The 11,965-nt window shown below is 50.5% G+C and carries 9 protein-coding genes; 1 reads left to right on the forward strand and 8 read right to left on the reverse strand.

The genetic code is table 11. The features are described from left to right. Nucleotide 1 precedes the first annotated feature (1 nt). On the reverse strand, nucleotides 2–3,298 hold the full coding sequence (locus TREPR_RS17085) for an SNF2-related protein (RefSeq protein ID WP_015709601.1): 3,297 nt from the start codon (nucleotides 3,296–3,298) through the stop codon (nucleotides 2–4). 118 nt (nucleotides 3,299–3,416) lie between these two features. Between TREPR_RS17085 and TREPR_RS17090 the strand changes: the two genes are divergently transcribed. Continuing rightward, nucleotides 3,417–3,929 (forward strand): YchJ family protein, encoded by a 513-nt coding sequence (locus TREPR_RS17090; protein ID WP_015709602.1) that lies wholly within the window; start codon nucleotides 3,417–3,419, stop codon nucleotides 3,927–3,929. Nucleotides 3,930–4,096: 167 nt separating this feature from the next. Here TREPR_RS17090 and iolG read toward each other — a convergent pair whose 3' ends face one another. The 7 genes from iolG to TREPR_RS17125 all read right to left on the reverse strand — a co-directional run bounded on the left by iolG (nucleotide 4,097) and on the right by TREPR_RS17125 (nucleotide 11,853). Further along, nucleotides 4,097–5,110 (reverse strand): inositol 2-dehydrogenase, encoded by a 1,014-nt coding sequence (gene iolG / locus TREPR_RS17095; protein ID WP_015709603.1) that lies wholly within the window; start codon nucleotides 5,108–5,110, stop codon nucleotides 4,097–4,099. 103 nt (nucleotides 5,111–5,213) lie between these two features. After that, entirely contained in the window at nucleotides 5,214–6,164 is a 951-nt protein-coding gene (locus tag TREPR_RS17100; protein ID WP_015709604.1) for a transketolase family protein, read from the reverse strand. Nucleotides 6,165–6,167: 3 nt separating this feature from the next. Next, nucleotides 6,168–6,995: a transketolase gene (locus tag TREPR_RS17105; protein WP_015709605.1), complete on the reverse strand. Its 828-nt coding sequence runs from the start codon at nucleotides 6,993–6,995 to the stop codon at nucleotides 6,168–6,170. Between the two features lie 154 nt (nucleotides 6,996–7,149). Beyond that, entirely contained in the window at nucleotides 7,150–8,178 is a 1,029-nt protein-coding gene (locus TREPR_RS17110) for a LacI family DNA-binding transcriptional regulator (RefSeq protein ID WP_015709606.1), read from the reverse strand. Between the two features lie 83 nt (nucleotides 8,179–8,261). After that, entirely contained in the window at nucleotides 8,262–9,251 is a 990-nt protein-coding gene (locus TREPR_RS17115) for a sugar ABC transporter substrate-binding protein (RefSeq protein ID WP_015709607.1), read from the reverse strand. Nucleotides 9,252–9,287: 36 nt separating this feature from the next. Next, complete coding sequence (locus tag TREPR_RS17120) at nucleotides 9,288–10,289, reverse strand: ABC transporter permease (RefSeq protein WP_015709608.1); 1,002 nt, start codon at nucleotides 10,287–10,289, stop codon at nucleotides 9,288–9,290. Between the two features lie 43 nt (nucleotides 10,290–10,332). After that, on the reverse strand, nucleotides 10,333–11,853 hold the full coding sequence (locus TREPR_RS17125; protein WP_015709609.1) for a sugar ABC transporter ATP-binding protein: 1,521 nt from the start codon (nucleotides 11,851–11,853) through the stop codon (nucleotides 10,333–10,335). Between the last annotated feature and the right edge of the window lie 112 nt (nucleotides 11,854–11,965).

Raw genomic sequence — 11,965 nt, forward strand, 5'->3', positions numbered from 1 at the left:
ATCATCCTATAAACCATTCGCCCAGAATAAAATCCGGCTCTTCTCCATGATACAATTCCCCGGTGCCGGGACTTTTTCCTGTATCCCCTTCAGGCAAGTCGATATATTGTGGCAAAATCTTCCCCAGGTGTTCGGCCTGGGTATGTACCGCCACATTTCCTGTGGCAGCATTCTTGCGTATCTCCCCTATTAACCGGATAAGCCGTCCCGATGCGGCGCCCCGTTGAATCATCTCCGACGCTGTTTTTATTGTTTTGCGAATTTCCGGAGCTAATCCGAATTCTTCGAAGCTATCAAGAAAAGTCTGTAAATATTTCAATACCGCTGCTTCATTGCCGCTGCGCTTTTTGGCCCCAGTCCGTTCAAGGGCATCTTCTTCCTCAGCAGCCATAAAAGCGGTGCGAGAGAGATCTACTGAGGCTAGACCGTTATAATCTCCCGGAGGGCTTTTTGCTTCTCCGGCGGCTTTGAGCAAAGTGCAGGCCTCTGTAAAGCTCAACTGCCGTATTGTTTCCTTTTCCACGAGATAAAAAACATCCCGCAGGGAAGCTTCATTTGAGGAACGGAGATACACAAAATCCTGGGGTGATTGCTCCCCCTTCACTAGTCTCCGGCAATGACATTTAGGCGGCAGATCTACTATCTTTTGATACAGTTCCGGTTCCTGTTCCTTTACCGAGCGGATTTCCATGAGGGCAGTCAGCCGGGGATTAACCGCTTCGGCGCCTAATATGTCATCGGCATTGAACATACCGAAATGTTCTACCGATTCATCACTGGAATAAATAGGGGCGTCCTCGCCAAAGGCGCTGTGGAAGGCTTGCAGTTTCATTTTTGCTTTCTTTTCCAATTCTATGTGGTCTTCCACATGGCTTACGGGGAAAAAGTTATAGATGAATATTTTGTCGGCGGTGCTTCCTACCCGATTCACCCGGCCTATGCGCTGGAAAAGTCGCACTGAATTCCAGGGAGTATCGTAATTAACAATCGTATTTGCCCGGTGGAGGTTAACCCCTTCCGCCAGGACATCGGTACAAAGCAGAATGCGGTATTCATCCCGCATGGTCCCTCGGAAGTTGGCATCGAAATTCGCCCGTATATCTTCCTCAACCTCGTCCCGGTTACGGGCGGAAACAACGATAAAATCATCCCGCTTGTTTTTTCGTAAGCCCTCGGCAATATAATTAATGGTCTCCTCAGACTCAGAAAATGCCACCAGCTTACCCGCAGGATTTTTGTCTCGTTTGAGGAGATTATCCAGTTGAAGGATAAATTGATCCAGTTTCGGATCCTCCGATACAGTTTTCCACCCCCCGAGGAGTTTATCCAGGGCGGCAAGATCGGAGCGGAGATGTTCGATAAACGAAGGATCAAAATCCGATGCAGTACATTCGGTGATTGCCGGATCGGCGGCTTCGTTTGCGGACAAGGCGAGTTCCAGCCCTTCAATATCATCGTTATTCACAAAGGCCGCTACATCAACGGTGGTGGAAATAAATATCCTGTTGGCTTCATACATTTTAATAAAAGCGAAGGTGGATTCCCTGAACCTTTCCAGGGATGCGGTAAAGGCATGAAAACTGGAATCGAGCCGTTTCAGGAAAAAACGTTTCATCAAGCCGGAAAGCTGTTCAAAGGTATGGGGGGTAACATTAAAACGCTCCGCCTTGACCCCCCGGAGGTAACTCAAATAGCGGTGCAATGAATAATAAATTTCACTGGTCAGGGCAAGGATGGTTGATTCATATAAACTATCTAAATCGGTATCAAGATAGTATTGCAAAACCCTGGGCTTCTGAATGACCGGAAAGCGTATGCCTTGAGCATCAAGGTCTTTTTTATACTCATCATGCTCTAGAAGATCGCTCCGGGTCCGCCGGATTACCGCCTCTGATAGAATCCGTTCGCGGATATCCCGGTAGATGAGCTTCATCAGTTCCACTGCTTCGGCGGCAGGGACTCCTTCCCGGCGTGCGGCATCGTAGTCCCGCTGTTTTTCGTTAAAATATTTAACCAGGTCCCCGGTTCCCAGGGTAGAATTACGGGTTTCTTGAAACAAGGCTAAAAGGTTGAGTAATTCCCGGGGCTGGTTGTTCAGGGGGGTTGCGGAAATGAGCATGACCTTTCGGGAGCTGTACTGTGAAGGCGCCTTGGCAATGTACTGCAATTCCTGATACCGATCGGTGCCGGCATTACGGAAGTTATGGGCCTCGTCTACCACCATGAGGGCGTAATTTTCGGGGTTACCCAGCTTCTTTAAATTCCCTGAAGAAAGGAGGGTATAGTGATTGGGGTTTATCCCAAAATCAATCAGGGTACGCTCCCAGTTGGGAAGTATGGCCGGGGGAGCTACCACCAGCACTTTAGCGCGCCGGTCCTGACGGGTAAGGAAGCTGCGGATAATGAGGGTGGCCACAATGGTTTTCCCGAGCCCTACCACATCGGCCAGGATAAAGCCGTTATGCCGTTCCAGGAGGCTCAAGCCTTCATTAACCGCATCAATCTGATAGGTAAGGCGCTTAAAACCCATGGGGAAATCATACTCCACCCGGTGTTCATCATACTCAATATTTTCTTTCAGACTTTCATAGAGAAAACGGAGGTACAATTCCCGGGGGCTGATGTCCTGACGGAGGAAACTCTTTTTTGTAAAGGTCTGTTCGATCTCGAAAGGGATGAGATCAATCCCTTCATTCCAAAGGGCTTTAAATTCTCTGTTTGCATAGTCAATTTTTCCGCTGTCACGAAGCTCCACATTGAGTTCGTAATTGGCCTTATTGTAATCCGGGTTTGTACCTAAGCCGGGGGCGGTAAAATTGGACGATCCGGTTATCAGGGTTCCAAGGGCGAGATCCGGCGTCCAGCCTTCGGGAATAAAAAGATAAAATTTGGCGTGAACAATTTTCTGCGAATAAGCTTTCATTTCAAGTCTGCCGTCCAGTACATCCGCCACAAAGAGCCGGAGGCTTTCCGCCGTTTCCTCGCTGTACCGGGCCTGCGCTATATCCGCGCATAGCTCCCGGTAGGCCTGTTCCCGGACCAGCTTGTCCCGTTTTTCCTTGCTTAGATTATACCACTTGCCCGTAAGGGCATCGGCCTGGATCCCCACCAAAATCTTCATTCCCTTGGCTTTGCTCAAGGAAGATCGGAGCTTGAAATAGGCGGAGGACCGGAAATAGCCTGAAACCGCGTAAAGGTAGAAATCCTTATGCTCCGGGCGGTCCAGAATGGCCCGAAACCGGTCGTAAAGGCTGTATTCGGTATTAGTATATATCCCTTCGTTGGCAGTTCCGGTCATATTAAGTGAGTATATCCTTTTTCCAGGAAAATATAAAGACGGATGAGAGCTTGAACAGCATACAGACAGTATTGTACAGTCTTTAGATGTGTAAAATAGACTCAAATAGGAGAAACAAATGAAAGCTTGCCCCTGCGGCTCCGGCCGCCCATACGCCGAATGCTGCGAACCCTACATCAAAGGGACCCAAAAGCCGCCTACTGCGGAAGCCCTGATGCGCAGCCGCTACTCCGCCTATGTGGAACACGCCGTTGACTATATCGTGGAAACCTGTGTCCAGGACGGAAAAGAGAACATCGACGTAAAGGAAACCCGGGCCTGGAGTGAACGATCCCGCTGGCTGGGGCTGAAGATACTCGCGCTTACCAAGGGCGGCCCCGGGGATACCGAAGGAACCGTGGAGTTTGAAGCGGACTATGAACGGGACGGCCTCAAGGACGTACACCACGAAAAAGCAAAGTTTGTAAAAACTGACGGGCAGTGGTTTTACGACGAAGGGGATATTGTCCCCAAGACGGTGGTTCGGTCTTCCCCGAAGGTGGGGCGGAATGATCCCTGTCCCTGCGGGAGCGGGAAAAAATACAAACACTGCCATGGAGGGAATCAGCAGGCCCCAGGGTCTGCATACTAATGGAATTAACCCTTCACCTGGCTATCATCGTTTTCCTAGTCGAATTCGCCTGCTTCTTTATCAAGGGCCTTGCGTGATGAAAAATAGTTAAAACCCCTCTCCAAAAAAAAGAGCTGTCCAAGCAGCTTAACTCCGCCTGGACAGCTCGCACCATTACTGTGATAAAATCAGAACCTGATCAATTCCCCTGTTTCAAAGGCATTTTTACAGGTATAGGCAATTTCAGAAACCCTGGTCCCGTCATAGACGGTCACCGCAGGCTTGCGCTTGTTGAAAATACAGTTCACAAATTCCTGCACCTCGTTGACATAGGCTGTATCGAAACGTTCAAGGAAATTCTCGCTGCATTCTTTCCTTACCCCGTGGCTGTCCAGGACTTCTACCAGGTTTTTCTGGGGCACCGAAGCGATCCTGAGGGTTCCCTTGGTACCGATGATCTCGGTTTCCACATTGTACCCATGGGGAGCGGTGCGGCCTGCAAAGAGGAAGACCATACAGTCGTTTTTGAATTTCATCAGGCAGGACACATTATCCCCGTCCTTGGAGGCGGCGAATTCCGGGTGGGCATAGCAACCGCCTATGGCGTACACCGTCTCAGGCTCGGAGCCGGTAAACCAGCGGGCCAGGTCGATATCGTGGACCGCCATGTCCAGGAACTGCCCGCCTGAATGGGGGGCAAAGGCTATGGCGCCCTGGATAAACTTTTCAGGGTCCTGGCTGTAGGAGCGAAACAGAACCGGCTTCCCGATTTCACCGGCAGCAACCTTGTCGTGGGCGTATTTGTAGGACTCGTCGAAACGGCGCATAAAGCCCAGCATGAACACCTTGTCAGGGTGGGCTTCCACGGCCTTTTCAGCTTCCTTGCATTCCGCCACATTTACCCCCAGAGGCTTTTCGCTGAACACGTGCTTCCCCGCGTTGAGAGCTGCGGCAATCTGCTTGGTGTGCAGGGCGGAGGGTGACACCAACACTACTGCGTCCACATCCTTGCAGGCTATCAATTCCTCAAAGGAAGTAAACTGGTGCCGCACTGCAAGCCGCTTGGCGGTCTCTTCCAGTTTCGGCTTATCCACATCGCAAAGAGCCACAAGCTCGGCGTTCTGTATTCTTCCGGCTATGTTTTCTGCGTGCTGAAGTCCCAAGCGGCCTAATCCGACCGATCCGATACGTACCTTATCCATTAGTAACTCCTCTATTCGTGTTGAGGGGTTTAATACCCCGCCTTTAGGGCGGGGTATTAAACCCCGAATACAAATACCTTATGAGAACAACATACCTCACCCTTTAGGGCGAGGTTGTTGATTTCAACAGTTCCCGTGCTTTTTTTGCCAGACTTTCCGCATCCAAACCGAAACGCTTGGTAAGATAATCCTGGGTTCCCACTTCTCCAAACTCATCACGAATTCCGATCCGGCCGAATTTGCCCTTGAACCCGTTTTCCGACAGAACTTCTGCCACGGCGCTGCCAAGGCCGTTGTTGATCTGGTGATTCTCGGCGCTGATCACGGCCTTAACTTTGTTGGCTTCCGCCAGTATGGTTTCAGCATCGATGGGTTTCAGAGAAAGAACATCGATCACCCCGGCGTCTATCCCTTCCCCGGCCAGGATTTCCCGGGCCTTCAGGGATTCGTTCACCATAAGGCTCCCCAGGGCAACAAAACAGATATCCTTTCCTGATTTGAAAACCTTGGCTTTCCCAAACCGGAAGGTATCATTTGCGGTGTACAACACCGGAACCGGCTTGCGGGGGAAGCGGATGTATACACAGCCGTAGACTTCCGCCGCTTCCTTTACCAGGGCCGCTGCGCTAAAGGCGTCCGAAGGCTCAACAATGGTAAGATGGGGAATTGCCCGCATCAGGGCAAGGTCTTCAAAAGGCATGTGGGTGCCGCCGTTAAAGGCTGCGGTAACCCCCGGGTCTGTACCAATCAGCTTCACGTTGAGCTTGGCATAGTTGGCGGAGATGAAAAACTGATCGTAGGCCCGCCGGGTAGCAAAACAGGCAAAGGTAGCGGCAAAGGGTATCTTTCCCACCGCAGAAAGCCCTGCGGCAACACCAATCATGTTTGCTTCGGCGATGCCCATATTGTAGAATCGGTCCGGGTAGGCTTTCTTAAAATTTCCCGTATTGGTACAGGACATAAGGTCTGCTTCCAACACAACAATATTACTGTTTTTTGCCGCCAATTCAAATACGGTATCCACGTATGCGGCACGAATTTCTTTGGTTTCCATGGTTTACTCCTTTGCGTACAGGGCGCTTATGGCTTCTTGGGCTTTGGCAAGGTCAAAGGCCATACTGTGGTTTTTCTCAACCCCTTCGGCAAAGTTACAGCCCTTACCCTTGATGGTGTTCATGATGATCATCGAAGGCTTGTCCTTCTCTGCCAGGGTTTTTTCAACCGCCTCATCCAGGGCCTGTATATCATGACCGTCCACCTCCAGGGTGTACCAGCCGAAGCTTGTCCATTTTGCAACAAGATCACCCAGATCAAGGACGTCCTTGGTATACCCGTCAAGCTGCTGCTTGTTGTAATCCGTAAAGGCCGTAACATTTGAAAGATGGTGTGCCGCTCCGAAAAGCGCAGCTTCCCAGATCTGGCCTTCGTCGGACTCACCATCCCCGATGATCGTATACACCCGGGCAGGGCTTTTGTCGATCCTGAGCCCCAGAGCTATGCCCAAGGCTGCGGAAAATCCCTGCCCCAAGGAACCGGCGGTCATGTCAATTCCGGGAGTCAGGTTCCGGTCACAGTGGCTGGGCAGCTTGGTCCCCCCCTGATTGAGGGTTTTAAGCCAATCCAGGGGGAAATACCCCTTCAGGGCCAGGGCGGAGTAAACCGCCGGGCCTGCGTGGCCCTTGGAAACCACCAGCTGATCCCGGTCCTTCAACCGGGGCTGGGCGGGATCAATTTTCATACGGTGAAAATACAGCAGGGCCAGCACGTCCGCAATGGACATGGCCCCCCCGATATGACCGGAGCCCAGGGTTCCGATTTCTTCAATTGTCAATTTCCGAATTTCCTTGGCCTGGGTCTTTAAATGGGCCAATTTTTCTTTATCCATACCAGAATCCTCCTTCATATATAATAACGTTTGCAAGGTAAATGTAATTCAATATTACCCATCTGTCAATGCAATATTTAACGAAATATCACCGGACAGATTAAAAAAGGGCAAATGCGATTGGGGTAACGTTTGCATATTTCAAACTTCTTTCTCAAAGATCTTGCCTGTCCCCGGCGGATGTATCATCACTAACCGCAGCTGTCGACTCACGGATTATCAGTTTATGGGGAAGTACCACATTGGATATCAGGGTACTATCCCCGTTTATATAATGGTGTATGAGCTGGGCCGTTTGTTTTCCCATTTCACTTATGGGCTGTTGTATCGTGGTAAGCCGGGGGACCACATAACTTGCCATACTGATATCATCAAACCCCATCACCGAAATATCCTCGGGAACCCGGAGGCCCGCATCCCGTAAAACCCGGACAGCGCCTATGGCTATTTCGTCGGTAACTGCGAAAACAGCGGAAAAATCCCTGCCCCGGTTCAGCAGTTCCCGCATACCCTCCATGCCGAAATCGGCAGTCTGGTGGCGGACCTGTATCATCCGTTTTTCATCCCCCACAACTCCTGCCGCAGCAAGGGCCTGACAGTAACCATCCATACGATCGGAGCTGAAATAAAAATCCGGACCATCAATTAAAGCTATCCTGCGGTGCCCCAGGCTGACTAAATGACATACCCCTTCAAAGGCAGCCTGTTTATCATTGACCATTACCGAGGGGATTCCGTTATAACAACAGGTAGCGGCGATGGCTGGAAGTTTTTCCCGTTCAATAAACTCGTAAATTTCCTGTTTTTTAATTCGCCCGAACAGGATCACCCCATCCAGTTTTTCCTTCCGCAGACGGCTGAGACATTCTTCTTCGCTGGCCTCATCGTCCTTTATCAAAAAAAACAGGGTATGATACCCGAGGGATTCCAAGTGGCGTTCAATCATTGAAAAAAGCTGCTGCTGAAACAGGTTAAAAATATCGGGGATCATTAACCCAACGGTAAAACTCCGCTGCAGCACCATACTCCTGGCCGCTTTATTAGGGGCATACCCGGTTTCTTCAATTATTTTGAGGATCAGTTCCCGCTTTTTCGGGTGCACATGGCTTTTTTCATTTACCACCCGGGAAACGGTAGAAACGGAGGTTCCGGACTGCCTCGCGATATCCTTGATACTGATCATCCTTGTCCTCCGGATAAAATAATGCTGCCGAAATTAAAATTCCGGCAGCTACAAAAACTCTCGTCGATTATACGAAGCTGCTATCAGCCGCCAATCTTATCAAGGAATGCAATCTGATTCTGAGCATTGTCCTTGGTCAGTTTGATCGTACCGCTATCAATGCCCTTCTCAATCGTCTCGCCGTTAACCAGTTTGATCGCATTTTCGATAGCCAGGGTACCCATGCCATAGGAATTCTGTCCCATGGAACCATACAGCTGATCCGCAAGTATCGCATTCAGCGCATCTCGGGTGCCGTCCACGCCGATAACAACCACGCTGCCTTTGCCGGCCTGATTCAGGGCCCGCCAGGCGCCAAGGGCCTGATCATCGTTGGCGGAGAATACTGCGGCCACATCCGGGGTGGTCTGGAGTATGTTCTGCATAACCGTGAAGGCCCGTTCCTTGTCGGAATACGCGGGCTGACGGGAAGCAATCACATAACCGGCATCGGTAAAGGTCTTTTCCGCACCGTCACAGCGCTGGGTCATGGACGGGTTACCGGGAGCCCCTTCGAGCAGGACGATTTTAGCGCCCTTGGCGACCTTACCGGAAGCGATGATCATGTTCGCCGCATCCACACCGGCGGTGTAGTTGGTGGTACCGATAAAGGTTGCATAATCATTGAAGCCCTCAGGCATGGGAGTATCCACAAGGATAACCTTAATACCCGCATCCCTCGCCTGCTGCAACACCCTGATAGTAGCCGGGGGCTGGGACGGAGAAACCACCAGCACATCCGGTTTCTGGGAAATAACGCTCTGGATCATGTTGATCTGTTCCTCAACCGCATCTTCCGTGGGCGGCCCGAGGGGACCGATCAGGTTCACATTGTGTTCTTTGGCGCCGTCTTTCAGACCAGAAACAACAGTCTGCCAATAGGGAGACACTGTCGTCTTGAGCACCGCCGCTACGGTTATCTGTCCGCTTTTGGCAGCAGTAGTACCACCCTGCTGGCCTCCTGCGAACACGCCGGATACGCTTACTGCGAACAGTAAACACACCATTACTCCAACTAATTTGTTGGTCTTCATTTCCTTACCTCCAAGTAAGTTCAATATTTAAAAGCCTTATCTGGCTTTCATAACCCGTTGACGAAGCACATCGACAAATACCGCCACGATAATAACTGCGCCGATAGTAAAAGTTTGCAATGCCGAATTTACGTTAAGCAAATTGAGTCCGTTCCGCAACACCGCGATAATAAGAACGCCTACAATAGTATTACCGATCTTGCCGATACCACCAAAGAAACTGGCGCCGCCTATAATAACCGCAGCGATGGCATCGGATTCGTAATCCATTCCCGCCAGGGGGTAGGCGGAATCCACCCGACCGACCAGGACTATACCGGCCAGGGCCGCCATGAAACCGCTGATGGTAAACACCAGGTTGAGAATACCGTTCACATTGATACCCGAAAGTCGGCTTGCTTCCTTATTACCCCCAACGGCGTAGATATAACGCCCCGTGGCGGTGCGGGTTAAAAAAAGGTACATAACAATGTATAAAAACGCTACCAGGAAAAGGGATACAGGAACCGGCCCCACCCGGTTGCTCCCGAGGAAGTCAATGGAAGGATGAAAACCGCTTATGGGCTGGGCGGCGGTAATGGCCAGGGCTATTCCCCGGGCCATCTGCTTCATGCCCATGGTGGATATAAAGGGGTGGGGAAGGCGCAGCTTGGTAAGCATTAACCCGTTTATATACCCCAACAGGGTACCGAAAAGGAGACACATGAACAGAGAAAAAATCGGGTTCAGCCCCAACTTAACCGCCAATATGCCCATGCCCATGGTGGAAAGGGCGAGGATGGAACCCACCGACAGGTCAATGCCGGATGTCAAAATCGCCAGGAACAAACCGATGGAAACAATAGCGTTTACCGATGCCTGGGACGCGACATTCATTAAATTGTCAACGGTCAGGAAACGGGGGGACAGGATTGTCAGAATAATACAAAGCAAAACAAGGCTTAATACGATTCCGAAACTGTACAGGTTTTCCTTCAGCCCGCCCACAAACGATTTCTTTCCCACTCCCGCCTTAACCGCCTCTTGATTTTCAGCCATTTCTTCTTCCTTAAATCTTGTTATAAACCGACCGACCGGCCGGCTATGCGCTTCCCTTTTCCTGTTCTGCAATACCGGAAGCTGCGTACATTACATTTTCCTGGGTAACCTTGTCGCCGCTCAGCTCTGCGGTAACATGCCCTTCGTGCATAACAACGATTCTATCGGACATACCGATACATTCATCCATCTCGGAACTTATCATAAGAACCGCGGCTCCGTCTTTTACCAGCTGGTTGATAAGGTTATAGACTTCAACCTTGGCACCCACATCAATACCCCGGGTCGGCTCATCGATGATGAATATCTTAGCCTTGGAAAGCAGCCATTTGGCGATAACCACCTTCTGCTGATTCCCGCCGCTCAGGTTTCCTGCGGGCATGGTAACAGTGGGGGTACGGGTACGGAGTTCCTGCACCATTTTTTCGGCGTCCGCTTTGGCTGCCTTGAGGTTCAGGAAGATATGCTTGACATACTTCCGCAGATTCACAATGGTTGAATTGAATTCAATATCCTGAATAAGAATGAGCCCCTGGGCTTTGCGATCTTCAGTGAGGAAGGCAATACCCGCCTGGATTGAATCCCGGGGATTGCGGATATGGACTTCCTTTCCATCCACAAAAACCTTACCACTGTCCAGGGGATCCGCGCCGGTAAGGGCCCGCACCGTTTCTGTCCGTCCTGCGCCAACCAGCCCTGCAAACCCGACCACCTCGCCTGAGTGGATCACGAAAGAGACATCTTCAAAAACGCCCTTCCGTGTAAGATGTTCCGCCCGGAGCAATTCTTTGCCTAACGGCACCTTAAGCTTGGGATACTTCTGGGCAATATCACGGCCCACCATGCCTTTGACCATCTCATCAATGGTGATGTCGGCGTTATTAACCGTGGTAACCGTTTTCCCATCCCGCAGAATCGTTATGCGATCACAGATCGCCTTAACTTCGTCCAAGCGGTGGGAGATATAGATAACGGAAACACCCTTCTCTTTAAGAAAACGGGTGATCCGCAGCAGTTCTTCTGATTCACGGGCGCTCAGACTGGCAGTGGGTTCATCCATGATGATCAGCCTGGCTTCCGCCTGAACCGCCCGGGCGATTTCCACCATCTGCTGCCTGCCGACCCCCAGGGCCCCCACATTCAGGGCCGGATCAATATCAAGCCCTAGGGAAGAGAGCACTTCCCGGGAACGCTTTTTCATTTCATCACGGTTAATGATACTTAAAAATTTGGTCCTGAGTTTTTCCCGGCCCAGGTAAATATTTTCCGCCACCGTCATGTGGGGTATCTGGTTCAATTCCTGGTAAATACAGGCTATGCCCAGAGACATTGAATAATGGGGGTTGATGCTTCCAAGTTTCTGTCCGTTAAAAAAAATATCCCCTTCATCCGGCGCGTGGGCTCCCGTAATTATTTTGATCAGGGTTGATTTTCCGGCGCCATTCTCACCTACCAAGCCGTGAACTTCCCCTGCCTTAATTTCCAGATCCACCGAATCCAAAGCTATGACCCCGGGAAATCTTTTTGAAATTCCGGCAAGCTTAAATATCGTGTTATCCGCCAAAATTAGCCCCCTAGTTCTATTTCAAGTGTAAGTCTTGCAAACGTTACCAAATTATAAGAGGCACTTTACCCATTTGTCAAGCTTTTTTTTACAAATTTAATGATTATTAATG

Origin of the sequence: Treponema primitia ZAS-2 (genome assembly GCF_000214375.1) — a bacterium.
GTDB classification, from domain to species: Bacteria; Spirochaetota; Spirochaetia; order Treponematales; family Breznakiellaceae; genus Termitinema; species Termitinema primitia.